This is a genomic window from Thermomonas sp. (assembly GCF_019104945.1).
In the GTDB taxonomy this organism is placed as follows: Bacteria; Pseudomonadota; Gammaproteobacteria; order Xanthomonadales; family Xanthomonadaceae; genus Thermomonas.
Genome location: NZ_JAHRWW010000011.1, coordinates 1 through 26,036 on the forward strand (window position 1 = coordinate 1; position 26,036 = coordinate 26,036).

Annotated in this window: 28 protein-coding genes, 1 tRNA gene and 1 pseudogene; 11 read left to right on the top strand and 19 right to left on the bottom strand. The window is 61.2% G+C overall.

Annotated features, from left to right (window positions below; translation table 11 throughout):
* Positions 1 to 510 (top strand): annotated as a pseudogene (locus tag KUL77_RS02795) (metallophosphoesterase); the annotation flags it as partial.
* 420 nt (positions 511 to 930) lie between these two features.
* Positions 931 to 1,491 carry a diffusible signal factor-reguated Ax21 faimly protein gene (locus KUL77_RS02800; protein WP_297143337.1) on the top strand — a complete coding sequence of 187 codons (561 nt, stop codon included), beginning with the start codon at positions 931 to 933 and terminating at the stop codon, positions 1,489 to 1,491.
* A 67-nt stretch (positions 1,492 to 1,558) separates the two neighbouring features.
* On the opposite strand, the gene KUL77_RS02805 is transcribed toward KUL77_RS02800, so the two are convergent.
* The 5 genes from KUL77_RS02805 to KUL77_RS02825 form a co-directional block, all read right to left on the bottom strand.
* The gene (locus KUL77_RS02805; RefSeq protein ID WP_297143340.1) at positions 1,559 to 2,587 is read right to left on the bottom strand and encodes an NAD(P)H-dependent glycerol-3-phosphate dehydrogenase; all 1,029 of its coding nucleotides are present in this window, start codon (positions 2,585 to 2,587) and stop codon (positions 1,559 to 1,561) included.
* Positions 2,588 to 2,598: 11 nt separating this feature from the next.
* The gene (gene secB / locus KUL77_RS02810) at positions 2,599 to 3,126 is read right to left on the bottom strand and encodes a protein-export chaperone SecB (RefSeq protein ID WP_297143341.1); all 528 of its coding nucleotides are present in this window, start codon (positions 3,124 to 3,126) and stop codon (positions 2,599 to 2,601) included.
* 122 nt (positions 3,127 to 3,248) lie between these two features.
* A complete protein-coding gene (locus KUL77_RS02815) occupies positions 3,249 to 3,683 on the bottom strand; it encodes a rhodanese-like domain-containing protein (RefSeq protein ID WP_297143343.1) in 435 nt (144 codons plus the stop codon).
* A gap of 49 nt (positions 3,684 to 3,732) precedes the next feature.
* The gene (locus KUL77_RS02820) at positions 3,733 to 4,152 is read right to left on the bottom strand and encodes a hypothetical protein (protein ID WP_297143346.1); all 420 of its coding nucleotides are present in this window, start codon (positions 4,150 to 4,152) and stop codon (positions 3,733 to 3,735) included.
* 45 nt (positions 4,153 to 4,197) lie between these two features.
* Positions 4,198 to 4,668, bottom strand: coding sequence for a YiiD C-terminal domain-containing protein (locus KUL77_RS02825; RefSeq protein WP_297143348.1), 471 nt, complete (start codon positions 4,666 to 4,668; stop codon positions 4,198 to 4,200).
* 44 nt (positions 4,669 to 4,712) lie between these two features.
* Between KUL77_RS02825 and KUL77_RS02830 the strand changes: the two genes are divergently transcribed.
* The 3 genes from KUL77_RS02830 to hemF are packed head-to-tail and all read left to right on the top strand — an operon-like array spanning position 4,713 to position 7,290.
* Positions 4,713 to 5,486: a uroporphyrinogen-III synthase gene (locus KUL77_RS02830; RefSeq protein WP_297143350.1), complete on the top strand. Its 774-nt coding sequence runs from the start codon at positions 4,713 to 4,715 to the stop codon at positions 5,484 to 5,486.
* On the top strand, positions 5,483 to 6,316 hold the full coding sequence (locus KUL77_RS02835) for an EamA/RhaT family transporter (RefSeq protein ID WP_297143352.1): 834 nt from the start codon (positions 5,483 to 5,485) through the stop codon (positions 6,314 to 6,316). Before KUL77_RS02830 ends, KUL77_RS02835 begins: the two co-directional genes overlap by 4 nt.
* Before the next feature lie 53 nt (positions 6,317 to 6,369).
* Positions 6,370 to 7,290, top strand: coding sequence for an oxygen-dependent coproporphyrinogen oxidase (gene hemF, locus KUL77_RS02840; RefSeq protein WP_297143355.1), 921 nt, complete (start codon positions 6,370 to 6,372; stop codon positions 7,288 to 7,290).
* Between the two features lie 10 nt (positions 7,291 to 7,300).
* Here the strand turns inward: hemF and rocF are convergent, their stop codons facing one another.
* The 7 genes from rocF to KUL77_RS02875 form a co-directional block, all read right to left on the bottom strand.
* Positions 7,301 to 8,224 carry an arginase gene (gene rocF, locus KUL77_RS02845; RefSeq protein ID WP_297143358.1) on the bottom strand — a complete coding sequence of 308 codons (924 nt, stop codon included), beginning with the start codon at positions 8,222 to 8,224 and terminating at the stop codon, positions 7,301 to 7,303.
* 65 nt (positions 8,225 to 8,289) lie between these two features.
* A tRNA-Thr gene (locus KUL77_RS02850) sits at positions 8,290 to 8,365 on the bottom strand.
* A 41-nt stretch (positions 8,366 to 8,406) separates the two neighbouring features.
* Complete coding sequence (locus tag KUL77_RS02855; RefSeq protein WP_297143360.1) at positions 8,407 to 9,129, bottom strand: SPOR domain-containing protein; 723 nt, start codon at positions 9,127 to 9,129, stop codon at positions 8,407 to 8,409.
* A 9-nt stretch (positions 9,130 to 9,138) separates the two neighbouring features.
* Positions 9,139 to 9,858: a type III pantothenate kinase gene (locus KUL77_RS02860; RefSeq protein WP_297143362.1), complete on the bottom strand. Its 720-nt coding sequence runs from the start codon at positions 9,856 to 9,858 to the stop codon at positions 9,139 to 9,141.
* Complete coding sequence (locus KUL77_RS02865; protein WP_297143365.1) at positions 9,855 to 10,868, bottom strand: biotin--[acetyl-CoA-carboxylase] ligase; 1,014 nt, start codon at positions 10,866 to 10,868, stop codon at positions 9,855 to 9,857. Before KUL77_RS02865 ends, KUL77_RS02860 begins: the two co-directional genes overlap by 4 nt.
* On the bottom strand, positions 10,865 to 11,485 hold the full coding sequence (gene plsY / locus KUL77_RS02870) for a glycerol-3-phosphate 1-O-acyltransferase PlsY (protein ID WP_297143368.1): 621 nt from the start codon (positions 11,483 to 11,485) through the stop codon (positions 10,865 to 10,867). Before plsY ends, KUL77_RS02865 begins: the two co-directional genes overlap by 4 nt.
* Positions 11,486 to 11,557: 72 nt before the next feature.
* Positions 11,558 to 12,529, bottom strand: coding sequence for a DegV family protein (locus KUL77_RS02875; RefSeq protein ID WP_297143371.1), 972 nt, complete (start codon positions 12,527 to 12,529; stop codon positions 11,558 to 11,560).
* Between the two features lie 56 nt (positions 12,530 to 12,585).
* Between KUL77_RS02875 and KUL77_RS02880 the strand changes: the two genes are divergently transcribed.
* Both KUL77_RS02880 and KUL77_RS02885 read left to right on the top strand, forming a co-directional pair.
* Positions 12,586 to 13,026 (top strand): hypothetical protein, encoded by a 441-nt coding sequence (locus KUL77_RS02880; RefSeq protein WP_297143374.1) that lies wholly within the window; start codon positions 12,586 to 12,588, stop codon positions 13,024 to 13,026.
* Between the two features lie 52 nt (positions 13,027 to 13,078).
* Positions 13,079 to 13,390 carry a hypothetical protein gene (locus tag KUL77_RS02885; RefSeq protein WP_297143376.1) on the top strand — a complete coding sequence of 104 codons (312 nt, stop codon included), beginning with the start codon at positions 13,079 to 13,081 and terminating at the stop codon, positions 13,388 to 13,390.
* On the opposite strand, the gene KUL77_RS02890 is transcribed toward KUL77_RS02885, so the two are convergent.
* From KUL77_RS02890 to dusA, 5 genes are all read right to left on the bottom strand, one after another.
* Positions 13,387 to 14,748 (bottom strand): ATP-binding protein, encoded by a 1,362-nt coding sequence (locus KUL77_RS02890; RefSeq protein WP_297143601.1) that lies wholly within the window; start codon positions 14,746 to 14,748, stop codon positions 13,387 to 13,389. The two genes, KUL77_RS02885 and KUL77_RS02890, sit on opposite strands and share 4 nt — an antisense overlap.
* 99 nt (positions 14,749 to 14,847) lie before the next feature.
* Positions 14,848 to 15,531: a response regulator transcription factor gene (locus KUL77_RS02895; protein ID WP_297143378.1), complete on the bottom strand. Its 684-nt coding sequence runs from the start codon at positions 15,529 to 15,531 to the stop codon at positions 14,848 to 14,850.
* A 49-nt stretch (positions 15,532 to 15,580) separates the two neighbouring features.
* The gene (locus KUL77_RS02900) at positions 15,581 to 15,916 is read right to left on the bottom strand and encodes a hypothetical protein (protein WP_297143380.1); all 336 of its coding nucleotides are present in this window, start codon (positions 15,914 to 15,916) and stop codon (positions 15,581 to 15,583) included.
* Between the two features lie 115 nt (positions 15,917 to 16,031).
* Entirely contained in the window at positions 16,032 to 16,943 is a 912-nt protein-coding gene (locus tag KUL77_RS02905) for an arginine deiminase-related protein (RefSeq protein WP_297143382.1), read from the bottom strand.
* A 5-nt stretch (positions 16,944 to 16,948) separates the two neighbouring features.
* A complete protein-coding gene (gene dusA, locus KUL77_RS02910) occupies positions 16,949 to 17,947 on the bottom strand; it encodes a tRNA dihydrouridine(20/20a) synthase DusA (RefSeq protein ID WP_297143385.1) in 999 nt (332 codons plus the stop codon).
* Between the two features lie 82 nt (positions 17,948 to 18,029).
* On the opposite strand from dusA, the gene acnD reads away from it, so the two are divergent.
* The gene (acnD, locus tag KUL77_RS02915; protein ID WP_297143387.1) at positions 18,030 to 20,642 is read left to right on the top strand and encodes a Fe/S-dependent 2-methylisocitrate dehydratase AcnD; all 2,613 of its coding nucleotides are present in this window, start codon (positions 18,030 to 18,032) and stop codon (positions 20,640 to 20,642) included.
* On the opposite strand, the gene KUL77_RS02920 is transcribed toward acnD, so the two are convergent.
* A complete protein-coding gene (locus tag KUL77_RS02920; RefSeq protein ID WP_297143390.1) occupies positions 20,639 to 21,055 on the bottom strand; it encodes a PIN domain-containing protein in 417 nt (138 codons plus the stop codon). The genes acnD and KUL77_RS02920 overlap by 4 nt on opposite strands.
* Positions 21,052 to 21,339 carry a hypothetical protein gene (locus KUL77_RS02925; protein ID WP_297143393.1) on the bottom strand — a complete coding sequence of 96 codons (288 nt, stop codon included), beginning with the start codon at positions 21,337 to 21,339 and terminating at the stop codon, positions 21,052 to 21,054. Before KUL77_RS02925 ends, KUL77_RS02920 begins: the two co-directional genes overlap by 4 nt.
* A 137-nt stretch (positions 21,340 to 21,476) precedes the next feature.
* Between KUL77_RS02925 and KUL77_RS02930 the strand changes: the two genes are divergently transcribed.
* The 3 genes from KUL77_RS02930 to prpF all read left to right on the top strand — a co-directional run bounded on the left by KUL77_RS02930 (position 21,477) and on the right by prpF (position 25,975).
* Positions 21,477 to 23,225 carry a GGDEF domain-containing protein gene (locus KUL77_RS02930; RefSeq protein ID WP_297143395.1) on the top strand — a complete coding sequence of 583 codons (1,749 nt, stop codon included), beginning with the start codon at positions 21,477 to 21,479 and terminating at the stop codon, positions 23,223 to 23,225.
* A 68-nt stretch (positions 23,226 to 23,293) separates the two neighbouring features.
* Positions 23,294 to 24,733 (top strand): bifunctional 2-methylcitrate dehydratase/aconitate hydratase, encoded by a 1,440-nt coding sequence (locus KUL77_RS02935; protein ID WP_297143398.1) that lies wholly within the window; start codon positions 23,294 to 23,296, stop codon positions 24,731 to 24,733.
* A gap of 66 nt (positions 24,734 to 24,799) precedes the next feature.
* Positions 24,800 to 25,975, top strand: a complete 1,176-nt coding sequence (prpF, locus tag KUL77_RS02940) for a 2-methylaconitate cis-trans isomerase PrpF (RefSeq protein ID WP_297143400.1) — start codon at positions 24,800 to 24,802, stop codon at positions 25,973 to 25,975.
* Positions 25,976 to 26,036: the final 61 nt, after the last annotated feature.

Genomic DNA, 26,036 nt, shown 5'->3' on the forward strand with positions numbered 1-26,036 from the left:
GCACCGGGCAACCACGAGTATTACAGCGACTACAACGCGTGGATGACCCACTTCCGCAGCCTGGGGCTTAAAACGCTGGAAAACCAAAGCGTCAACATTGACATCAACGGCGCACGGCTCGCGCTTTCAGGCGTGGGCGACCCTACCTTTTACCGCAAAGGCCCTGTGCACCACGACGGCGGTATTGCCCCCGATATTCCCGCGGTTGTGCAGCAGGCCCAAGGCAGCGACTTTCACATCTTGATTGCGCACCAACCCAAGCTTGCGCGTGAAGCCGCCGCCACAGGAAGAATTGATCTTCAAATCTCCGGCCACACCCACGGCGGGCATATCGTGGGTATGGACCGCTGGCTGGTTGCGCCATTCAACGACGGCTTCGTGCGCGGGCGCTACCAAATAGGCAGTATGGCGCTCTACGTCGTTCCCGGCGCGGGCCTATGGGACGGCTTCAGCACCCGCTTAGGCGTGCCAGCCAAAATTAACGTGTTTATTTTGAAGAAGGGCGGCTAGCGCGGCAGGCGCTTTTTCCAACTGCCACGGCCATTGAATGCGATAGTAAATCGCTCAACCAGGTGTCCGTGGGAGAGGGGCAAGACCACAGTATCGATTTCCGATGAGCGATCCGGTCTGGCCATACCCGGGTTGTAGAATTATTCGTGCTTATTTGCTAATTAAACTGCACTTATTCGCGAATTAAACATTCTTGTACTTATCATTCTGCCTCGGCCATCGAGCAGTTCAGGCTAGCGCCAATACCCTGCAGAGCCACGCGGCCGCTTTGTTTGAAGCGGCCTCACGCTCGAAACTCTGAACAATTACTGTACGCGCCAGTTCTATATTCAGTTTTCGTTACGCCGCCATGGGCGACAGTGGCCCCACGCAGCAACCATAACGCTGCGGATTACAACATTCACACGGAGGTTTATCCCCATGAAGCGTTTTACGATTGCACTCGCCCTTGCTGCTGCCCTGCCTTTCGCTGCCACTGCGGCTGACGGCATCAACTACAACTATGTGCAGGGCGGCTATGTCCAGTCCCGCGTTGACGGCCACAAGGCTGCTGATGGTTACGGCGTGGCCGGCTCGGTCGCCGTGCACCCGAACGTCCACGTGTTCGGCAGCTATGCCAACCAAGACATCAAGAACACCAATGTAGATTTCGACCAGTGGACCATCGGTGCCGGTTATAACAAGACGATCGGTTCGCGTACCGACTTCGTTGCCAATGCGGCCTATGAGAAGGTTGACGCTGGCCACGGTATCAACGCGGACGGCTACAGCGTAGAAGGCGGCGTGCGCAGCATGTTGGCTTCGAACATCGAAGGTTATGCCCTGCTCGGCTACGCCGACGGTGATGATATCGATGGCGACGTTTATGGCCGCTTCGGTGCCACCGCCCACTTCACCCCGAACTGGGGCGTGGACGCCAATGTGCGCCTGATCAAGGGTGGCGACACCCAATGGTTCATCGGCCCGCGCTTCAGCTGGTAAGTCTTACCCACGTAGCACAACCAAACGCCCGGCAGTGCCGGGCGTTTGGCTATGTGGGTTTTGCAGATTAACCGAACAGCGTTTGCGGGTATTCGGCCTTGCGTTCGCGCGCCATCAATCTCGCCAGCCCTTCGGCTGGGGTGACGGTACCGTGTAAGACATCACGCACACCTTCGGCGATGGGTAGGTCGATGCCGTGAATCCCAGCCAGCCGCATCACTTCATCGGCGGTTTGCAGCGATTCCACTACTTGGCCAATGTCACGTACCGCATCGGCAATGCTCGAACCACGCCCAAGGGCAAGGCCTAAGCGCCGGTTACGCGACAGATCGCCGGTGCAGGTCAGCACGAGATCCCCCAGCCCCGCCAGCCCCATCAGTGTTTCCGGGCGGCCACCGAGGGCGATATTGACCCGCAGCATTTCATTGAGGCCGCGGGTGATGAGCCCAGCGCGGGCATTAAGGCCCAGGCCCATGCCATCGGCCACGCCGGTAGCCACGGCCAGCACGTTTTTCATCGCACCGCCAAGCTCAGCCCCGCGCATATCGTTGCCGGTATAGGCACGAAACGCCGGGCCGTGCAGCACATCGGCCACCTGCTTGCAGAACACGTCGTCATCGGCGTGTACGGTGAGCGCAGTGGGCAGCCCTTCGGCCACCTCTTTGGCAAACGACGGGCCGGTGACCACGGCCAGCGGCACGTCTTCGCCCAGCACGTCGGCAGCTACTTCATGCAGAAAACGCCCACTGCCGGGTTCAAACCCCTTGGTGGCCCACGCCACACCGGCCTGCGGTGGGCGCAGTGGTGCCAGCGCGCGCAGGGTTTCGGCAAATGCGTGCGAAGGCACTACCACCAGCACCAGCGTGGCATCGGCCAAGGCCTCATGCAGCGAGGTGGTGGCGCGCAAACCCGCAGGCAGGGCAATGCCCGGCAGGTAGCGCGGGTTTTCGCCTTGACCTTCGATCGCGGCGATGGTGGCGGCGTCACGCCCCCACAGCACTGCTTTGTGGCCGTGGCGGGCAATGAGTGCCGCAAGCGCGGTGCCCCAAGAGCCCGCGCCCAGCACCGCAACCGATACGGGCGGTTGTTGCGTCATACCGCTAAAACTTAAGCGTTGCCAGCGGTTTCAGCGTCGGCTAGCGACGCATCACCTTGCCCAACTTGCGCAGCGCGCTGACGCAGGGTTTCGGCATACAGCGCATCAAAATTGATCGGCTGCATCGGGAACGGCGGGAAGCCGCCTGCGGTGATCAGTTGGCCCACGGTGGCCGAGGCATACGGGTACAGAATGTTCGGGCACTGAATGCCGAGCATGGCATCCAGAATATGGTCTTCCATGCCGCCCAAGCCAAATACACCAGCCTGCTCCACTTCAGCAAGGTACGCCGTTTTGCCGTTGATGGTGCAGGTCAGGGTGATGCCGAGGCTAACTTCGAAGGCGTTTTCGCCCAAACGCTGCACCTTTTGGTTCAGCTTCATTTGCAGATCGGGCTGGCCCTGTTCGTTGAATACCTGCGGCGCGTTCGGCGCTTCGAAGGAAATATCCTTCACATACAGCTTTTCGACGGTGAACATCGCGCCCTGCGGCTGATCTTCGGCGGCTGCGGCGGTGCCGTTCAGGTTTTCATCGGACATGGAACACTCCAGAAACTTGGGTGGTGCAATGGAAAGGAAGGTGTGAATAAACGCACCGGAAATACGGCACTTCTAACGATGTGGGGCGCAAACGCGCAATCACAAGGTGGTTTCGAAAAAACTTAACGCCCCTTAACCAGCGGCAGATCGGCCATTTGCCAAGCGCGAATGCCGCCTTCCAGCACAGACACATTGGCAAACCCGGCTTTACGCAAGCGCTTGGCCGCCGTGGTTGCGGTTTGGCCGACATTGCACACAAGCACCACCGGCAGCGCTTTGGCAGGCGCAAGGTTTTTACTTTCTGGGTCGAATTGGCTCATCTGCACGTTTTTCGCGCCCGCGATATGGCCTTTATCGAAGTCATTGATGGCGCGCAGATCCACCACGAGGGCGTCATCGCGGTTGATCAGCGCTACCAGCTGCGCTGGGCCAATGCGGCGGATGCCACTGAGCAAACCGGCAATTTCGTTGCCGATCAGCGCTAGGGTAATGCCCACCAGCGCAAGCGAAAGCAGCAGGTGGCGGCTTAAAAAGTCGGTCAGTTCGGCGATGGTCACGTTTCAATGGCCGGAAAATGCAGGGCGGCCATTGTAGCGGCTTGCGCGGCTATTCGTCCTGCCAGAGGTTGGGCATGCCGCTCATCTGCCACCAAACACGCCCAGCTTCGTCGTAATGCCAGCGCTCGCGGTAGCGCACACTGCGCTCGGCCAAGGTGTTGCGATTGATGACGCCAATCTCAATATCGCGCACCACATCACCATTGCCCAGAACCGTGCCGCCGACGTCGCGATAGGTGGAAATTTGTACCTGCTTATAGCGCGACAGCTCCAAATCGGTGATGGGCTGCTGCTTGCGCAGCTCCGGGTCCACCAAGCCCCACGCACCCTCGAAATCGCCCCAGCGAATCGCCGCCGACCACGAATACTGCGCTTCTTCCAGCGCGCTGCCTTTGCTGGCCGACTTCGGGCAGCCTGCCAACATCAAAACACTCAATAACAACAGGCAGCGCAATAACCATTGGCGCATGGGGGTTCCCCGATTCGAGTCAGCGCTCATCGTAACCGTTTGCACTTAGCTCTTGGCAATGGCCACGTAACGCCCCACGAACGTTGCGGCCGTGCCGCCATCGGTCAGCACGGTCTTTGCCTGCAGACGAATGCTGGCGCGCCCCTGCTTGCGTAGCGTATCGGCCAGTGCGGCGTGCTCGGCCACATCGTCGTATGTGGCCTCTACCACGATGTCTTCAAATACCGGCTTGAGGTAGCGCACGCGGCTATCGGCCACAAACACGTCGGCATGCAGGCCTGCTTGCGCAAGTTCAAGCGATACGAGACCCCAAGCGGAAATGGTCATCAGCGAAACCAAGCTGCCGCCAAACGCGCAGGCTTTATCGTTGACATTTGCGGCCAGCGGCGCCGACAGACGCAAACAGCCGTGCTGCCAGCTCAAGATTCGGGGCTGGAGCGCGGCCACGGGGGGCATGCCGGCAAAATGGGTGTTCAGCGCGTCCAGCGCGGTGGGGGAAAGCGAGGGTGTGTCCATGCGTCAAGCCTGACGCATTCGCCCCACTATGCCAAGCTGTATGCATGCAGCCTGTTAGCAATCAACCTCTTCCGCTTCAAGACTGGGCCGTATTGTCGCTGCGTCCGCGCGGCCAGCACGCCAGTTTGCGCAAGGCCGCCGCGCGTACCGGGGCGCGGCTTGTGGCGGTTTCGGTCTTGGCCATTCGCCCGCTTTGCGATGCACACACGCTGCACACCCTACAAGAAGCGCTTGCCGCCGATTGCGTCCTTTTCACCAGCCCGAATGCAGTCGCCGCAGCCGCTCGGCTTGTGCCGCTGCACGCGCAAACAACACAGCACTGGATTGCGGTGGGCGAAGGCACGCGCCGCGCACTCCAGCGGCATGGCGTAAGCGCTCTTGCACCTTCGCGCATGGACAGCGAGGGGCTGCTCGCACTGGCGCCGCTACGCTGCGTGGCGCACCGCCGCGTTGGCCTGATTACCGCCCCCGGCGGGCGCGGCATGTTGGAGCCTGTGCTGCGCGAACGTGGCGCGGAGGTGATTCGCGCCAATGTGTACCAACGGGTGACAGTAGAACTTTCGGCGCACCAACGCGCACAGCTGAACACCCTTCTACAGCAGCCGCAGCAGGTTGCGCTGGCCGTTAGTAGCGGCGAAGCGCTGCAGGCCTTGCTGCAACAAACACCGCCAGCCGCGTTGATGCAGGTGCTCGTGCTGGCCGCCAGCGCACGCTTGGCGCAGCAGGCACGCGAAGCGGGCTTTACCCGCATTGCCACCGCCACCAGCGCGCGCCCAGCCGCCCTGCTGCACGCGGCCACCAAGGCGGCCTGCGCATGATGTTTGTGGTGGTGGCTGCGCTGTGCAGCGTGTTGGTTTCGGTATTGCTGAAGCTGGCCAAGCGCGCCGATATCGCGATTGATCAAGCGGTGGCATGGAATTATGTAACCACAACGGCGCTGACTCTATTTACCCTGCAGCCCAGCGCCAACGTGCTGCAGCACGCGGGTGTGCTGTGGCTGGTGTTCGCCGCCTTGGGTGTGCTGCTGCCGACCATCTTTTTGGCGCTGGCGGCCTCGGTGCGCCACGCTGGGATCGTGCGTTCGGACGCCGCGCAGCGGCTATCACTGCTGATCCCACTCCTCGCCGCGTTCACCCTGTTCGGCGAAACACCCGCACCCCTCAAGCTCGTGGGCTGCGCGCTGGGGCTGTTGGCACTGCTGGCGATGGTGTGGCGCACATCACCGCAGGCGCAGCCCCAATGGCGCTGGCCGCTGCTGGTGTTCTTCGGCTTTGGCGTGATCGATGTGTTGTTCAAACGCATTGCAGCGGCGGGCATCCCACTGGGCAGTTCGCTGGCCGCCGTGTTTTCACTGGCGCTGTTGGTGGCCTTCCTCATTGTGTGGAAAAAACGTAACCCACTGACCTTGCGCAGCGCACTTGCAGGGCTGCTATTAGGGCTGTTCAATTTTTCCAATATCTTGTTTTATCTAAAAGCCCACCGCGCCCTTCCCGAACACCCGGCCTTGGTGTTTGCCAGCATGAATTTAGGTGTCGTGACACTGGGTACTGCGGTGGGTGTGTTGGCCTTTCGTGAGCGCCTATCGCGCATCAACGCGCTGGGCGTGCTGTTGGCGCTGTTGGCGATTTTTCTTCTTACCCGCGCTTGATCCATATCAGCATTTACGCCCACACCACCTGCGCGCATCGCTACAATTTGCGAATGAATAGCATTCCCGATATCAGCACTGTCCACGCGTACCTCACCGGCCTGCAAGACCGTATTTGCAGCGCGATTGAAGCCGCCGACGGCAGCGCCACCTTTCAAGAAGATCACTGGACGCGCAGCGAAGGCGGTGGCGGGCGCACCCGTGTGCTACGCAACGGCGCGGTGTTTGAGCAAGCGGGTATTGGTTTTTCTAACGTCACCGGCAGCACCCTGCCGCCTTCGGCCACGGCCGCGCGGCCAGAGTTGGCAGGTGCGTCGTGGCATGCGGTGGGCGTGTCGCTGGTGTTTCATCCCAAAAACCCGTACCTGCCCACCACCCATGCCAATGTGCGGCATTTTCGTGCGCTGCGCGACGGCGAGCCGGTGGCGTGGTGGTTTGGCGGCGGCTTCGACCTGACCCCGTTCTATCCGTTTGATGATGACGTGCTGCACTGGCACCAAGTGGCGCGCACGCTATGCGAACCGTTTGGTGGGCAGGAGCGCTACGAGGCGCATAAGCGCTGGTGCGACGAGTATTTCAACCTCAAACACCGGCAAGAAACGCGCGGTATTGGCGGGCTATTTTTTGATGATTTGCACGGTGACTTCGCGCAGTCGTTTGCGTATCTACAAGCCGTCGGCAATGGCTTTTTAGACGCCTATTTGCCGATCGTGGAACGTCGCAAAGACACGCCCTATGGCGAGCGTGAGCGCCAGTTCCAGCTGTATCGGCGCGGCCGCTATGTGGAGTTCAATCTCGTGTTCGACCGTGGCACGCATTTTGGCCTGCAGTCGGGCGGGCGCACCGAATCCATTTTGATGAGCATGCCGCCGCTGGCACGCTGGGAGTATGGCTATACACCTGCTGCCGGCAGCGCCGAAGCGCTGCTCTCCGACTATCTACGCCCGCGCGATTGGCTGCGCGAGCTGGGTTAAACAGACGCGCTTAATCGCGCATTAGGGTGGATTTGCCAAACAGGCTTTCCACCAAATCTACGGCGAGCCGCGCGGTCATATTGCGGCGATCCAGCGCGGGGTTGACTTCCACCAAGTCTAGCGAGCCAAGGCGGCCGCTATCAGCCACCATTTCCATAATGAGCTGCGCTTCGCGGTAGTTCACTCCTCCCGGCACGCGTGTGCCGGTACCCGGCGCGATGCTGGGGTCAAGCATGTCTACGTCGAAGCTCACATGCAGATGGGTGTTGGCATCCACGCCTTCCAGCGCCTGCTCAACCGTGCGGCGCATGCCTACTTCATCGATATGGCGCATGTCGTAGATATCGAGGCCATGCTGCTTGACCAGCTTCTTCTCGTCGGGGTCCACCGAGCGAATACCAATCTGCCGCACCTGATGCGCCTGCAATACCGGCGCGCTGCCTCCCAGCGTCGTCAATGGCTCAGGGCCAAGACCAACAAGGCAAGCCACCGGCATTCCATGAATATTCCCACTGGGGGTGATATCGGAGGTGTTGAAATCGGCGTGCGCATCCAGCCACAGCACGCGCAGGTCTTTGCCCTTGGCCTTGCAGTGCGCTGCCACCGCAGCAATGGAGCCAATGGCCAAACAGTGATCACCGCCCAGCATGATCGGCATCCGCCCATCGCGGAGCTCACGCGTGCTGGTGTCAAACACAGCGCGGTTCCACGCCACCACTTCGTGCAGGTGGCGGTAGCCATACACCGGTGGCGACTGCGGATTACGCGGGCCTTGGACATCGCCCACATCGCGCACATCCACACCGCGTGCCGCGATGGCCTGCACCAGCCCCGCCACGCGCAGGGCCTCCGGGCCCATCGACGCACCACGGCGCGATGCGCCAATATCGGTAGGAACGCCAAAGATAGACACTGGCGAATAAGTACGACCCATAAAGCCCCCGGCGCTTGCGTTGTTATCGTTATGCCACGTCGGCAGTCCCCACGACGTGTAGAAATTGGTGCCGCTTATCCGAATCGAACGGATGACCTGCTGTTTACAAGGCAGCTGCTCTACCAACTGAGCTAAAGCGGCAAGGGCGCCATTCTAGCAGGGACGCGGCGGTTTTTTTCTACTCAGCGCATCTGCTTGCAATCGAGCGGCTGTGCCGGGGCCAGTTTGGCCAGTGAATCACGCGCATCCGGCTGGGCGAGGCGCGCATCTAGCCAAAGCTGCGCGGCGCTGCCGCCAATCGGCTCAAGCTGTGCAGTAAATCCTTTACCTTTCAGTTCGGCCAAGCGGCGGCGCGCGCCTGCCTCGCTGCTAAACCGCCCAAGCGCAATGCTGTTGGCTTCAGCGCCATTATTCATGACGAACAAATCCTGCACGCCTGCGGTCTTCAAGCGCTCGGCCTGTGCTAGCGCCGCCTCGCGTGAGGCTTGTGCAGGTAAAAACACCTTCCAACTCCGCGCGGCAACCGCGGGCGTGCCGTGGGCATTGACGCGGCTGTCTGCGGCGAGCAGGGCTTGGCGAACGGAGGCGCGCGCACGTTCTTCACTAAACGGGCCAAAACGCAAGCAAATAGCGGCTACGGGGGGGGCTTCAGGTGCTGGCCCTGGTGTTGGTGGTTGCGCCGGTTCCGGTTCCGGTTCCGGTTCCAGTGTCGGCTCCGACTCATCCACAGGTACATCGACCTCTGCTGCAACCGTGCTTTTCTCTAATGGCGGCTCGCTAAGTAGGCGCAACGTGGGGGCGTGCAACGCGTCTTGGCGCGGCGCGTGTGTTGGCTGAAACACCCACCACCCCGCAGCGCCGAGGTTGAGTGCAAGCAATATGACGATGGCTGAGCGCACTAGCATCGCGTCAGTTTATGCCATCCGCAGCGCATGCCAATGCACTAACCCGTGCAATACGGCATCCGGCACCCAACGATGCTCAGCCAGATGCGGGCGCAGAGACTCCGCCCCACCGCCATGCAGCACCAGCTGTGGAGTGCTGCCCAGCAGCGCCGTCGCGGCCTGCAAGCTGCGTTCTATCAAGGCGAGTGCAGCCCCCTCGCAGCCCGACGCCAGCGCGTGGTCGGTATCGTCGGCAAATTCAGCGTAGCACCCTCCCGTTTCCGGCAACTGCGCGGCGCGTTGGTGCAGGCTTTCACGCATGAGCTGTGGTGATGGCGCGATGCGCCCACCGCGGTGCATGCCACTGATATCCACTAGATCAATGGTCAGCGCCGTACCTACGCCCACCCAGAGTGTCGCTCCTTGGCCGCACGCACCCAGCATCGCCAAAAAGCGATCCACTCCGAGATGTTCGGGGTTTGCATACGCAATCTGCAACGCCCCCAATGTGCACTCGGTGCGCACACGATGAACCCGCTGAAAGCGTGCGCTCAGCGCATCGAAAAGCGCCACCCTGCGCGCCTCCGAGGCCACGCTCGCCACGCAGGCCACCTCGCCTTCGGGCAGTACACGCAGCCACGCTTCGGCGTTGTCGTGGGCCATGGCCTGCACTGCGCCCAGCCGTTCACCATCTAATAACGGCGCGCACTTGAGGCGCGTATTGCCAAGGTCAAATAGCCAGGTCGTCATCGCGCCGCCTTTTCATTTTTTGCACAGCGCACGCTGATATCCCCCGCGTGCACCAGTCGTTCGACGCCTTCACTATCGCGCACCCGCAGCGCGCCATCTTCGGCAATCCCAAGCGCCTGCGCCTGCCATACGCCGCTGGCGGCGTGCACATCGAGCATGCGCCCGGCCAGCGCATCTAAGACCGCATAGCGCGGCAGAAACGGCGCAAGCCCTTGCTGGTCGAAGAGGTCAAGCGCCGGGACGGCATGATCAAGCAGTGTTGCGACCAGTGCATTGCGCGAACGTGGCGCAGGCAGTAGCGCGGCCAACTCACTCCACGCTTGGTCGATGTCTTCGGCTGCGTTTGGCGGCATCGCCACATTGAGCCCAAGCCCAATCACTGCGCGGCTATTGCCCGCGATTTCACCACCGCCTTCAATCAACAATCCACCCAATTTACTAAGCCCGTCTGCGCTGACGACCACCAAATCATTGGGCCATTTCAGTTGCGCCCGATCCACACCCAGTGCGCGCAGCGCTTCGCAAGCGGCAACGCCTATCGCCAAACTCAACCCACCTAAGCGCGCCAAGCCGCCGTCAAAACTACGCGCCAATGAAAGATAAAGATGCGCCGCCAGCGGCGATACCCAGTTGCGCCCACGCCGCCCGCGCCCTGCGGTTTGCCGTTCGGCAAGTAGCACCGCGCAGCCGCGCGACGGAACCGCGCGCCGCAGTAGTTCGCTATTGGTGGAGTCAACCGACCACAGCACATCCAAGGACGCTATTTGTGCGCCCGCTGGCGCTGACAACTGCGCTTGAATCGCGGAGACATTCAATAGATCTAACGACTGCGCCAAACGATAGCCGCGCCCGGCAACAGCCTCGATTGCAACCCCGGCCTGCCGCAACTGTTCAATCCGCTTCCATACCGCCGCGCGGGTTAAACCTTCTTCCTGCGCCAACGCATCGCCGTTTACCGGGCCAGCCGCAAGCCGCTGCAGCAGCGCGCGCTCATACTCTTTTTGGCTCATGATCGAGAAGACCAGCGATGCCACAGCCGCGCTTTTTCAAAACGCGATTCACAGCCTTGCCGCAGCCGCTGCAAATTCGAGCGATGGGTGAACACAAGGTATAGCGCAATACCCACTGCGAATACGGTGTGCGCAAGATCGGCTTGCGTCACCAGCGCCCACAGCGGAAGCGCAAGCGCCGCCAGCACGGTTGCCAGCCCCACATAACCGGTGAGCGTGAGGGTAAACAGCCACACCGCCAGCAGCGGCAGCACCGCCAACGGCCACAGTATCAGCAGCCCACCCACCGCCGTTGCGGCGCCCTTACCACCGCGAAACCCATGCCATAGCGGCCATACGTGCCCCACTACCGCAAGCGCGGCGGCGGCAAGTGCCCAACCTGGCACCCAGCGCAGCGCCAGCCATGCGGCCAGTGCGCCCTTGCCGATATCAATCACCACCACACCCAGCGCAAAGCTCAGCCCCTGCGTGCGAAACGCATTGGTGCCGCCCGCGTTTCCGCTCCCCTGTGTGCGCACATCGACACCGCGCCAACGCCCAAGCAGCAGGCTGCCGGAAACCGAGCCGAGCAGATACGCCGTGAGCAGTGTCGCGATTGGAAGCAGAAGCACATTCATAGGTGGCATCATACTTGGCTCAGAAAAAGGCGATAAGCCACTTGGGTCAATCGCACGGCGAGGGCTGCAGCCCTACCACCAATGTGCCGCGCCCTGCGTGCGCACCAATGGCGCGGCCCAGCGCGGAATGCGCCCGCCCCGCACGGCGTGCGAAATATCGCGCGCCATGGCCAGGGTATGGGTCAGCGGCCGTAACCTCTCGAGCTCTGCCGCGATCGCTTCCGCATCGGCACCTGCCTGCGCCAATTCACCCGCCCGCCACGCCAGCAGCGCCTGCCCCACCGTGACATGGCCACTGTCCACGCACAACATGGGTTTGCGCTGCCCACGTGCTGCGCTTTCTCCCGATTGCAGCGTGCCAGACAGCGGCCGCGACAAGCCCACATATACGCCCGCAGGCTGATACCCAAGCACATGCTCGAACACGCGCCGAAAATCACCTGGCGGCGGCTGGCTGGTCTGCGGCAGTTTGGCACTTTGCGCCATGCGCCGATAAAACTCCGCTGCGGTAAGCCCCAGCCGTTCCAGATAATCGCGTTCGTCCAAACTGACCCGCACCGGCACTACGTGTATGCCAAAGCGCTCTGCAAGTTCCGCTGGCAAATCGGACGCGCTATCGGTGATCACCGCCACCTGCGCTGGGCACTCTGCGCTGCGCTGTTGCAGCACCATATCGTCGGCCTTCATCGCATCCACCTGGCCCAGCTCGGCGCAGGCATCGAATAGCTGCTGCGGCTGGCCGATATGGCCATGCACGCGCACGCGGCTGGCGCTTCCCGCCACCACTAGTGAATCCACACCTAGCGCTAGTAGGTGGTCGCGCAAAATTTGCCGCGGGATATCGTCTCCGCTGATCAAACACTCTGTGCAATAGCGCCGTGTCGGGTCCACGTCTTGATGCATATGCGTGAGCGTTTCGCCAGCTTGCGTCGCCGCGGTAGTACGCCGACGCAGCGCACCCACGCCACGTTCCAAATACTCGGCCATTCCCTCGAGCCAATCCACAAACCCGCGCGCGCTGTAGTGCTGCCGAAAAGGCTTCACGCAGGGAGGTGGCGCCGTGTTGTGCTTCGGCCTCAAGCTGCGCCGCAAAAGCCGTAATGACGCTCAATATTGTGCCTTCCACCGGCTTGGCCAAGGCGGCGCGGGCGCTGTCTGCGCCACGTCGAACGGCGACCGCCAACGCGTTGACATCCAATATCGGCAGCGCCTGCGCCTGCTCACCCGCGCCCATTAAAAACTGCGCCATGATCGCGCCGGAGTTACCGCGCGCGCCGTGTAGCAAAGACCCTAATGTTGAAGCCAGATTGCTGCCGGTATCGCCATCGGGTACGGGAAATACATTGATCCTGTTGAGCTCGTCGCGAGCGGCAATGACCCGATCGATCCCGGCAATCAATGCACGCCGCAGCGTGGCGGCGGTTAAAGGGGGCGAGGCAGGGGCAAGTATTGGGGTTGTTTCCATACGCCCCAGTGTGCCTGCGCATTCATCTTTTTACCTGCTGCGGCGCAGCACCTTTCGCCCAAATTCACTGCTATAGTCGGGGGACGAAGCGCGCGCCGCGGGCTTCATTTCCGGTTTGGTGACCCCCTATGCGCCCTCTTTCGACGCGTCAGTTGTTGCTCTGCCTTGCCCTCGCCGCTGCCTTTGGGCACGCGAGTGCTGCTGAAGTGCGGCACAACACGTCTAACGAAAGTGCGCCGCAGCCAGAAGCCGCAAACGCCACACAAAACGATCGTTTCGACGATGCCGATATCGACGGTGCGGTGGCATCAATGCATTCCACCCAGCGTGCCACGCCAAAGCCCAAAGCCAGTACCAGCAGCGCCCCGGCGCATACTGCAGGCGATAGTCGCACGCTACCCGCACGCTTCCACAGCTTCCTACCAGGAATGTTCCGCTAAAACCCGCCGGGTAGGGTCACTTCAAACTTCGCACCACCCAGTTCCTGCGAATGCCCCACGTGCAGTTCGCCGCGGTAGCTTTTGATGATGTCCTGCACGATCGACATGCCGATGCCGTGGCCTTGCACGCGCTCATCGCCGCGCACACCACGTTGCAGCACATAAGCGATGCGCTCGTCGGCAATGCCAGGGCCATCGTCTTCCACAGTAATACTGACCCCGGCACGGCGGCCGATCACCTGCTCGCCTTCGGCCACAGTCAATAGCACCCGCGACTTGGCCCATTTGAACGCGTTTTCTAACAGGTTGCCTAAAAGCTCTTGCAGGTCGCCGGTTTCACCGTGGAAACGCGCCTGCGCGGCGATTTCAAATTCGCACAGCACGCCTTTGCTGGAATACACCTTCTCCAGCCCCACCACGATTTGTTCGGCCTGCGGCTCGATCTCGATCGGTGCGGCAAACAGCTGATGCCCGGAGCGCGCGGCGCGCGCCAGTTGGTAGGACACCAGATCGTTCATACGGCGCAGCTGCGCATCCACTTCTTCGCGTAGTTCGGCCTCGCCGGTATCGCTATCGAGGCGCGAGCGCAGCACGGCCAGCGGCGTTTTCAAACTATGCGCAAGATCAGCCAGCGTATTGCGCTGGCGTTCGAGATTCTCGCGCTCACTCTGAATAAACGCGTTGATACTTTCTGTGAGCGGCTCGAGCTCGCGCGGGTGCGCTTCGCTCATGCCCGCAGCGGTGCCGGTCTGCACGCGCTTGAGCTCGTCGATCACCACGCCCAGCGGACGCAAGCTCCAGCGCAGAATGAACATTTGCAGCAGCAGCAACACCACGCCCGCACCGCCCAAATAGCGCCACAGCGCGGCGCGGAATGCGGCGACCTGCCGCCCCAATGCGGTGCTGTCTTGCAAAACATAAACGGTGTAAGGCACTTCGTGCTCGTCTTCGCTGAGCATCAGGCCGTAGCCAAAGCGGTAGGCCTGACCTTCCGCGCCGCTAATCTGGCGAATCTTGAGCGGGCCTTCAAACACCTGCTGCCCCGGCTCCAGCATTTTGCCAATGGGCAGGTCTGGGCCTTGGGTCGATTCGGAATCCCAGCGGCTATGCTCCATCACGATCTGCGCATACAGGCCACTACCGGGCCGCTTGAAGCGCGGATCTGGTGGATCCCAAGGCGGAATCACGTTGCCTTCGCGATCGAAATCGCTATTGGCATAGGCCAGCGCAAAGCTGTGCAAACGCTCACGCATCCCACTTTGCGCGGTGCTTTGGAACGCACGATCCAGCGCTAGGCCGGCCAGCGCAAGAAACGCCACAAGGCCCAAGCTGGCCGCCCACATCTGCCGCGAACGCAGCGAACGCGGCTGGCCAAAGCGCAGCCGCCGGTCACGCGGCGCAACCGGGGCTTCGGCGTTGGGCTCAGCCGGGGTCATGGCCAATCAATGGGCGAAGGATCAGTCGCCGCTGCGTGCGATGGCAAAGCGATAGCCGCGCCCGCGCACGGTTTCGATTGGTTTTAGCTCGCCATCCGGGTCCAGCTTCTTGCGCAGACGGCCGATGAAGACTTCCAGCACGTTGGAATCGCGGTCGAAATCCTGTTGGTAGATGTGCTCGGTGAGGTCGGCCTTGGAGACCAATTCGCCGGCATGCATCATCAGGTATTCCAGCACTTTGTATTCGTAGCTGGTGAGATCAACATTGCTGCCGCTCACGCTCACCGTTTGCGCGGCCAGATCCAGCATCACTGGACCGCATTCTAGGGTGGGCTTGCTCCATCCTGCGGCGCGCCGCACCAGTGCGTTGATGCGTGCCAGTAGCTCTTCCACATGGAATGGCTTGACCAAGTAATCGTCAGCACCCTGCTTCAAGCCATCGACTTTGTCTTGCCAGCTCGAACGCGCAGTAAGGATCAAGACCGGAAATTTTTTGCCGTCTTCGCGCAACGCGCGGATCAGCTCCATGCCGCTCATCTTGGGCAAGCCTAAATCGATAATGCCGACATCAAACGGCACTTCGCGGCCCATATAGAGACCTTCCTCACCGTCTTGTGCGGCATCGACTGCATAGCCTTCGCGCTTCAAGCGCGCGGCGAGGGTTTCACGCAGTGGGGCTTCGTCTTCAACGAGCAAGATACGCATGGTCACTCCTTGGATGGCGGTAGAAGGGCGAGTACGCGCTCCCGCGCACTCAGTCGTCGTTATCGCGTTGTGGCGGCCTTGGTGCACCGCGCGCCGGGTCTTGCATAAACACACGCACTCGGCCGTTGTTATCCACCACTTTCACCCGGTGCATGTCACGGCCGTCGTACTGCACGCGTTCGGCCGAGAGCACTTCACCACGCGTATTACGCTCGGCGCGGCGCACAGAATCCGACAGGCTTCCCGCCATTCGTGGCGGTGGTGCCTCCCGTTGCTGTGGCGGTGGCGGCGGCGGTTGTTGCTGCGCCAACGCCGGTGCCGATAGCAATGCGGCCGGAAGAATAAAAGCAAACAGTTTTGAGCGAACGTGTAAGACTTTCAGCATGGCAGAACAAGGCACTTCAAAAACGACACTTGCATTCTTAGAAACACGGCGTGAACCCCTCCTGAAGTTTCCTGAACAGCATACCGCTTCGTTCAGCTTCACGCCAAACCCCGCCTTAAAAAATTTCACCCACGCAGCAACGCAATGAGCCGCCCGCCGCTTCAATGGCGTCGAGCTCCACGCTGGCCACTTGAAACCCCGCCTGCTCTAGCGTGTTGCGATGCTTAGGCTGCAGCGCGCCCGACGCAGTTGCGCTCATCCAAACCACACTGTCGCTTACGGCAATGCAATTGCCCACAAACGCCGCGTGCTCGGCCGCATTGCACAGTACCGCGTGCGGCGCGTACAGAGCGGCGATGCTTTCAGCTACCTGCGGGTTGGCAAACCCTTCCGGACAGGCCACCACGGCGCGCCCCGCCAACACCGCCAAGATTACGTTGGTGTGGTACTCGCTGGGCGCAAGATCGAACATCAACGTAGCGCGCAGGCCGAAGGCTTGGTGCATCAACCGCGCCCCTTCTTCATCGCAACGCTCGGACAGGCCGCAATAGCCCACCCCACGTGCGCGGTCGATCACCAATGAGCCGGTGAGCTCGCAGGGGTGCGCTTGCGTGGAGAGTTGCGCTTCTTCATAGCCCAGCACCTGAGCGAAGAAATTTTTGATGTCGGTGCGCTCGGCTTCGCGCTGGCGCACTTCATGGCGCATCCGCCCCACGATGTAGCGGCCTGCTGCAGTGCCAAAGACGTTATTGGGAAACAATGCGTCCGGCGTATTTTCGCGCCCGGCAAAACAAATAGTGGGCACCACCTGCGACAGCGCGCGATGCAAATTACGGTGTTGCTGCGAGGCGCGCTGCGCATCAAAGGCCGTCGCTGCGGCCATATAGGTATTGTCCTGCGCCGACTGTTCGGCCAGCTGAAACCCATCGGGCGCAATTAGGAATGCGGCGCGCGCGGTGGCAGGGCCAAAGTCGGTAGCCGTTTGTTGAAAAACAGAAGTAAACGCTTCGATATCACGGGTGATCATAGGGGTCAGTACTCGCGTTCGGTGAGAGAGAGTGCGTGTTCGATCAAAGCCCAATCCGCGCCCGGCTGATGTGCGCCTTCACTTAACACCTGCCGAAATGCACGCCCGCCAGGCTGGCCAGAAAACAGCCCCAGCAGGTGACGGGTGATGTGTTTCAGGTACACGCCCTTACCCAGCTGCGCCTCCACATACGGGCGATACATGCGCAGCAATTCGGCGCGACTGCGCAGCTCACCGCCCCACCACGCCACGTCTAACTGATGCAGCAGGTACGGCGTGTGATACGCCGCGCGCCCCAGCATCGCGCCTTCGACATGTTCAAGATGTGCGCTAGCTTCCACCGCATCGGCAATGCCGCCATTGACGATCACCTGCAACGCCGGTCGCTCGCGCTTCAAGCGATACGCCCAGTCGTAGCGCAGCGGCGGCACCTCGCGATTTTCCTTCGGCGACAGCCCTTTCAACCACGCATTGCGCGCGTGCACCACGAACATCCGGCAACCGGCCTCGGCAATCGTGTCGATGAAGGCGATGAAGCGCTCCCATTCGTGGTCATCATCAACCCCCAGCCGACACTTCACCGTCACCGGCACCTTGCAGGCCGCGATCATCGCCGCCACCGATTCGGCCACCAGCGCCGGTTCGCGCATCAGGCAAGCACCGAAGCGCCCGGCCTGTACGCGGTCGGATGGGCAGCCGCAGTTGAGGTTGATCTCGTCATAACCCCACTCCGCGCCAATCCGCGCCGCCTGCGCCAGCAGTGCCGGCTCGCTGCCGCCTAGTTGCAACGCCACCGGGTGCTCGCAAGGATCCATCGCCAGCAACCGCGCGCGGTCCCCCAGCACCACCGCATTGGCGTGCACCATCTCGCTGTACAGCCGCGCATGCGGCGCCAACAGGCGGTGGAACACGCGGCAGTGGCTGTCCGTCCAATCCATCATCGGGGCGACGGACAGGCGTAGTTGGTCGGCGGGGATGGCAGCAGAGACAAACATAAGCGGCATATTGTACGGGGCTCGTCACAGCTGCAGCGGCGCGCACATCCCCAATAGGCGACAATAGGCCTTTTCCACCGCACTTTTCGCCATGAATACTGCCTTCCGCAAGCCGCTACCCGGCACCGCTTTCGACTTTTTCGACGCCCGCGAGGCGGTGGAGGCGCTTAAGCCGGGGGCGTGGGCGGGCCTGCCGTACACCGCGCGGGTGCATGCGGAAAATATCGTGCGCAAAGGCGACCCGGAGCGCATCAACGATTATCTGACCCAGTTGATCGAACGCCGCCGCGATCTCGACTTCCCTTGGTTCCCGGCGCGCGTGGTCTGTCACGACATCCTCGGCCAAACCGCGCTCGTTGATCTCGCCGGTTTGCGCGAAGCGGTGGCCAAGGCGGGCGGCGACCCGGCACAGGTCAACCCGGTGGTGCCGGTGCAGCTGATCGTGGACCACTCGCTGGCGGTGGAAGCCCCCGGCTTCGACAAAGACGCCTTCCATAAAAACCGCGCCATTGAAGACCGTCGCAACGCCGACCGCTTTGATTTCATCGAGTGGACACGACTAGCTTTCGACAATGTGGACGTAATCCCAGCGGGCAACGGGATCATGCACCAGATCAATTTGGAGAAGATGTCGCCGGTGATTTACACCCATAAGGGTGTGGCCTTCCCCGACACTTGTGTGGGCACCGATTCGCACACCCCGCATGTTGATTCTCTGGGCGTGATTGCCGTGGGTGTGGGCGGGCTGGAAGCCGAGAGCGTGATGCTAGGCAACCCCTCGTGGATGCGCCTGCCCGATATCGTCGCGGTGGAACTCTCCGGCAGGCCCGCACCCGGCATCACCGCTACCGACGTGGTGCTGGCGCTCACCGAGTTTTTGCGCCAGCAAAAAGTGGTCGGCGCGTATCTGGAGTTCCGTGGCGAGGGTGCTGCCGCACTCACCATCGGCGACCGTGCCACCATTTCCAATATGGCCCCGGAATACGGCGCCACCGCGGCGATGTTCGCCATCGACGGCAACACTTTGGATTACCTGCGCCTGACCGGCCGCGACGAGGCGCAAGTGGCGCTGGTGGAGACCTACGCCAAGCACTGCGGCTTCTGGGCTGATGATTTGGCGAACGCACAGTTCGAGCGCAGCTTGCACTTTGACCTTGCCAGCGTGGTGCGCAACCTTGCCGGGCCTTCCAACCCACACCGCCGCCTGCCGGTCAGTGCGCTGGTTGATCGCGGCATTGCCGATGCCGCCAAGCTAGACGCGGCGCATCAGGAAGAAGCGCAAGGCCTGATCCCGGATGGCGCGGTGATCATCGCCGCCATCACCAGCTGCACCAACACGTCCAACCCACGCAACGTGATTGCCGCCGCGCTGTTAGCACGCAATGCCAATGCCCGCGGCCTTACCCGCAAACCATGGGTGAAGACCTCACTCGCCCCGGGCTCCAAAGCAGTGGAGTTGTATCTGAAAGAAGCGAACCTACTGAGCGAGCTCGAACAACTGGGCTTTGGCATCGTCGGCTTCGCCTGCACCACCTGCAACGGCATGAGCGGCGCGCTGGATCCGGTGATCCAGAAAGAAGTGGTCGAACGCGACCTGTACGTGACGGCGGTGCTGTCCGGCAATCGCAACTTCGATGGCCGCATCCATCCCTATGCCAAGCAGGCCTTCCTGGCCTCACCGCCGCTGGTCATTGCCTACGCCATCGCCGGCACGGTGCGTTTTGATATCGAAAAAGACGTGCTGGGCGTGGATGCCGAAGGCATTGAGGTGCGCCTAAAAGATATCTGGCCAACGGATGAAGAAATTGATGCCGTGGTAAGCGCTAGCGTTAAACCGGAACAGTTCCGCCGCATCTACGAGCCGATGTTTGCCGCGCGCGCCAAGGGCAAAGCCAAGCCGCTGTATGACTGGCGCGCGATGAGCACCTACATCCGCAACCCACCGTATTGGGAAGGCGCATTAGCCGGTGCGCGCACACTGAAGCACCTGCGCACACTGGCCGTGCTGGGCGATAACATCACCACCGACCACCTCTCGCCAAGCAACGCCATCCTCGCCAGCAGCGCCGCGGGCGAATACCTCGCCAAGATGGGCCTGCCGGAAGAGGACTTCAATTCCTACGCCACCCACCGCGGCGACCATCTGACCGCGCAGCGCGCCACCTTCGCCAACCCCAAATTGCTCAACGAAATGGTGCGCAACGAAACCGGCGAGGTGAAGCAAGGCTCGCTGGCGCGGGTGGAACCCGAAGGCCAGGTCATGCGCATGTGGGAGGCGATTGAAACCTACATGCAGCGCGGCCAGCCGCTGATCATTATTGCGGGTGCCGACTACGGCCAGGGCAGCAGCCGCGACTGGGCGGCCAAGGGCGTGCGGCTGGCGGGCGTGGAAGCCATTGCCGCCGAAGGTTTCGAGCGCATCCACCGGCAGAATCTAGTGGGCATGGGCGTGCTGCCGCTGCAATTCCAGCCCGGCACCACCCGCCTCACGCTGGGTATCGACGGCAGCGAAACCTTCAGCGTAGAAGGCACACCCACGCCGGGCGGCACGCTGACGCTGATCATCGAACGCACTAACGGCGCGCAGGTCAGCGTTCCCGTGACTTGCCGCCTAGATAGCGATGATGACGTTGCCACCTATGTTGCAGGCGGTATCCTGCCGCGCTTTGCACATGAATTCATGGCGCAGAACGCGGCAACTTAACCTAAAAGCAAGTTGCGAAACGGCTTGTGCTGCTTAAACCGATACGTGCGAAAGTCGCGCTGATCGGTGGAAAAAATACGCCCCTCGCCAGTGCGCTCAGCAAGCAACACCAGCGAGGCAGCGGCTAGATCCATCGGCAGGTCGGCGTATTTTTTAATCAAGGCGCGCAGCCGCGGCAAATCGTGCTCATCTAGCGGGTGCAGTTGGTAGCCGCCGCGCTCGCCTAATTCAAGAAAGCGCTGCACTGCAGCGCTGCCATAACGCGCACCCAAAAAATAGACGGTTTCAGTGAGCACTGGCCATGTCACGGCCAGCTGCTCATGTAACCCGCGCGAAACTTCCACCGCACGCGCATGGTGGTGGTCATCGCGATCGAACAACGCTACCCAATAACCCGTATCTGCAAGAATCATGCGGGCTTGGACAGTTTGCTGCGCAGCGCCTCAGCCACCACCTGCTTCACGTTTTCCGAAGCATTGGGATCACCACCCGCAAACCCACCCACCAGCCCCAATGCTTGTGCCGCCTCAAACGGGGCGGCGTGCTCGGCACGCAAGCGCGCATACAGCTGCGCCACCGATTCTTTCAACACATCGCTCACGTTCATCCCAGTGTGCTCCACGATATAGCGCAAGCGCTCTTCGGCCACACGATCGAAGCGCGCATTGACACGTAATGGGTCATTGCTCTCTGTCATACACCGTATGCTGAACTAAATATTTGCGCAGTGCAAGCCCCCTATTCCAGGCTCACCCCACAGCAAACACCCGCTAGCAGTCCCGCAGGTTTTCGGTCATGATGCCGAAATCAAGGCCGCGACCGTAGGATGTGGGTTTGAGTAAAAAATCAGCCCCAACAGGTACGCCTCCGCAGCCGCCCGCAGATAACGTGCTGCGGCTGCATGAGCCCGCCTCGGCCGAAGAGGACGCGGCGTGCTGGAAAGCGGTTCTAGAAGCCACCCAGCAGGGCGTGTGGGAATACGATGGCCGCACCGATACGGTGTATCACTCGCCGTTGTGGAAATCACTACTCGGCTATGCCGATGAAGAAGTAGGCAACTCGCTTAACGAATGGATGAGCCGCATCCACCCGGATGACAGGCCGCGCGTGCAGCAGGAAATGCAGCGTCACTTCAAGGAAGAAGTTCCGTTTTACGAAAGCCTGCACCGCATTCGCCACAAGGACGGCAGCTACCGCTGGGTACAAGACCGAGGCCGTGTAACCGAGCGCGACAGCAATGGCCAGCCACTGCGCATCATCGGCACCAAGATGGATGCCAGCAGCCGCCAGCGCGAACAAGAAAACCTAGACCGGCTGACTGAGCAAGTACCCGGAGTGCTGTACCAATTTCAGCTCAGCCCCAGCGGGCATAGCTGGTTTCCCTATGCCTCCCCCAATGCCGAACGTATGTTCGGCCTGCCTTCAGAGAAACTACGCACCGACGCTACCCACGCCTTCGCATTGGTGCACCCAGATGACCTAGCTCCCACGATGGCCAGCATCGCGTATTCGGCGCAAACTCTGGAGCAGTGGGCAGCAGACTTTCGCATTCAAGTTCCCGACCAAGGCGAGCGCTGGCTACATGGCTATTCACAGCCACAGCGCTTGGAAAACGGCGACACGTTGTGGCATGGCTACTTGCAAGACATCACCGAAGAAAAACAACAAACCCTCAAACTGCAGGAAACCGAGCACTTACTGCGGCGGCTCATGAATGAAATGCCGATGGGGCTAGCCTTGGTGGATGACGGCGGCCAGTTCTACTTCCGAAACCGCCGTTTTCACGAACTGTTTGGATTCCCCGAAGACGAAGCCCTCAGCCTCCAACATTGGTGGGAAGAAAGTTATCCAGACCCAAACTATCAAACCGAGGTGATCCAAGACTGGAACACCGCGTTGGCATTCTCGCGCGCCCATGGTGGCGAGATCCCGCGCAAAGATTATCGCGTCACTTTGCGCAACGGCAGCGTGCGCACCATGGCCATCGGTGGGCTCACCTTCGGTACCCACTTCATGGCTACCTTCGAAGACCGTACCGAACAACTGGCGCAAAGCGAGCTGTTGCGCAAAATGGCTTATCTCGACGGGCTCACCGGTATCTCCAATCGTCGCCATTTTGATGAAACCCTCGCCACTGAATGGCGACGCGGCCAGCGCAACGGTCTGCCGATTTCGCTGCTGATGCTCGATATCGACCACTTCAAAGCCTATAACGATCTGTACGGCCACCAACGCGGCGATGAATGTCTGCAGTCGGTGGCACGCGCACTTCAGGATGGCCTGGCACGTGCGCAAGATATGGCCGCGCGCTATGGCGGCGAAGAGTTTGTTTGCCTGTTGCCCGAGTGCGATCTGGACGGCGCGACCCATGTGGCCCAGCACTTGTTGCAGACCGTGCAAGCACTGGGAATCGAACACAAGGGCTCGCCGGTGGCAGGCGTGGTCACCGTCAGCATTGGCGTGGCCAGCGTTACGCCCAGCGAACACAGCAGCGCTGAAACACTGCTGGCACGCGCCGACGAACTGCTATATCGCGCCAAGCAAACTGGCCGCAATCGGGTTGAAACCGGCATCGGCAGTTAACGCGTTCACCTGCTTTGCGCAGCCACACGCGCACACTGCGCGCAGGTCTTTTGCCATCAGGATGCTCCATGTCTTCGCTCAACGACAGCACGCGCCCCAATTGGGACGCCGAGCTGATTCAAATTGCCAACTACGTTACCAACTACCACCCCAGCACCGAACTCGCGTGGCAGACCGCGCGCCACATGCTGATCGACTCACTCGGCTGTGCGCTGGAAGCGTTGGAATACCCGGCGTGCACCAAACTGCTCGGCCCGGTGGTACCCGGCGCAACACTTACCAACGGCGCGCGCGTGCCGGGCACGGCCTACCAGCTCGACCCAATCAAAGCCGCGTTTGATATCGGCGCCACCATCCGCTGGCTGGACTATAACGACACCTGGCTCGCCGCCGAGTGGGGCCACCCATCCGACAACCTCGGCGCAATTCTCGCCGTGGCCGACTGGCGCAGCAGAAACGGCGCGTCAATCACGATGCGCGACGTGCTTGAATGTGCCATCAAAGCACACGAAATTCAGGGCGTCCTTGCCATCAAAAACTCGTTCAACCAAGTTGGGCTTGATCACGTTGCCCTCGTGAAACTGGCCTCCACGGCGGTGGTGAGCCAGTTGCTTGAACTTAGCCGCGAACAAACACTGGCCGCATTATCGCAGGTGTTTGTTGATGGCCAAGCGCTGCGCACCTACCGCCACGCGCCGAATACTGGCTCGCGCAAAAGCTGGGCCGCGGGCGATGCGTGTTCACGCGCAGTGCGGCTTGCGCTGATCGCACAAACCGGCGAAATGGGCTACCCCGGCGCGCTCACCGCGCCCGCTTGGGGGTTTTACGATGTGTCGTTCCAAGGCCGCCCGTTCAAGTTTGATCGCAACTTCGGCAGCTATGTCATCGAGAACGTACTGTTCAAGATCAGCTACCCCGCCGAGTTTCACGCGCAAAGCGCGGTAGAAGCCGCAATGACGCTGCACGCAATGTTGAAAACACTTGGCCGCAGCGTGGATGAGATTGAAAAAATCGTCATCCGCACCCACGCCGCCTGCGTGCGCATCATCGACAAACAAGGCCCCTTGGATAACCCCGCCGACCGCGACCACTGCATTCAATACATGGTGGCGGTGCCGCTGCTGTTTGGCCGCCTCACCGCCGCCGACTACGAGGCCAACGTGGCCGCAGACCCGCGCATCGACGCGCTGCGCGCCCGCATCCGCTGCGTGGAAGACCCAGACCTGACCACCGATTACCACGACCCGGACAAGCGCAGTATTGCCAATGGGCTAAACGTCACCTTCAAAGATGGCACGAAGCTTGATGAGGTGCTGGTGGAATACCCCATCGGCCACCGCCGCCGTCGTGATGAAGGTATTCCGCTGCTGGAAGACAAATTCCGCCACAATCTTGCACGCCGGTTTGATGCCGCGCACCAGCAGCAAATTTTAGATGTGGCGCTCGACCAAGCCACATTGGAAGCGATGCCGGTGCATACCTTCATGGATCTATTCGCCACGTCTTAATTTTAGACTCGCAGTGCTGCCTCAAAGCGGTGAAAATAGGCATTCTGTCTTGAATGGAACGCCACCATGTCGTTTGCACCGCAGCTTCGCATCCCCGCCACTTATATGCGTGGTGGCACATCGAAAGGCGTATTTTTCAAACTGGCTGATCTGCCGGAATCCGCACGTGTGCTGGGTGCGGCGCGCGATGCTCTGCTGCTGCGCGTAATCGGCTCACCCGACCCATATGGCAAGCACACCGACGGCATGGGCGGGGCGACATCGTCCACCAGTAAATGCGTGATTTTGGCGAAGTCCACGCGGCCTGATCACGACGTGGATTATCTGTACGGCCAAGTCAGCATCGACAGTGCCTTCGTGGACTGGTCGGGCAATTGCGGCAACCTCTCCGCAGCAGTGGGGCCGTTCGCCATCACCAATGGCCTGATCGACCCCGCACTGGTGCCGAAAAACGGCCTGTGCACGGTACGCATTTGGCAGGCCAATATCGGTAAAACCATCATCGCGCATGTGCCGATGCACAACTTCCAAGTGCAGGAGACCGGTGATTTTGAGCTCGATGGCGTCACCTTCCCTGCCGCTGAAATTGTTTTGGAATTTATTGACCCATCCGATGATGGCGATGCAGGCGCGATGTTCCCCACCGGGCAGCTGGTGGATACGCTCGATGTGCCGGGCGTGGGCACGCTGCAGGCGACGATGATTACCGCAGGCATCCCCACTGTATTCGTCAATGCCGCCGAGATTGGCTATACCGGCACCGAGCTGCAGGGTGCGATCAATGAAGACAAGGCTGCGCTGGCAAAACTTGAGGCCATTCGCGTGGCGGGCGCGCTGCGCATGGGTTTGATCAAAACCGCAGAAGAGGCCGCGACGCGTCAGCACACCCCGAAGGTGGCCTTCGTCGCACCACCGCAGACGTATGTGTCCTCCGCGGGCAAAACGATTGCCGCTGAAGCGATTGATTTGAACGTGCGTGCGCTATCGATGGGCAAGCTGCACCACGCCATGATGGGTACCGCCTCAGTAGCCATTGCCACCGCCGCCGCCGTGCCGGGTACGTTGGTGAACTTGGCTGCAGGTGGCGGCACGCGTGAGCGCGTGTGCTTTGGCCACCCCTCCGGCACGCTCGCGGTAGGCGCCGCGGTGACGCAGATCAACGGCCAGTGGAGCGTAACCAAGGCGGTGATGAGCCGCAGCGCGCGCGTGCTGATGGAAGGTTGGGTGCGTATTCCGCAGTAAACCCGCATGGATCGCTAGCAGGGGCTTCCCTGTAGCGAAATCAAGGGGGAGGCAGTCAGTG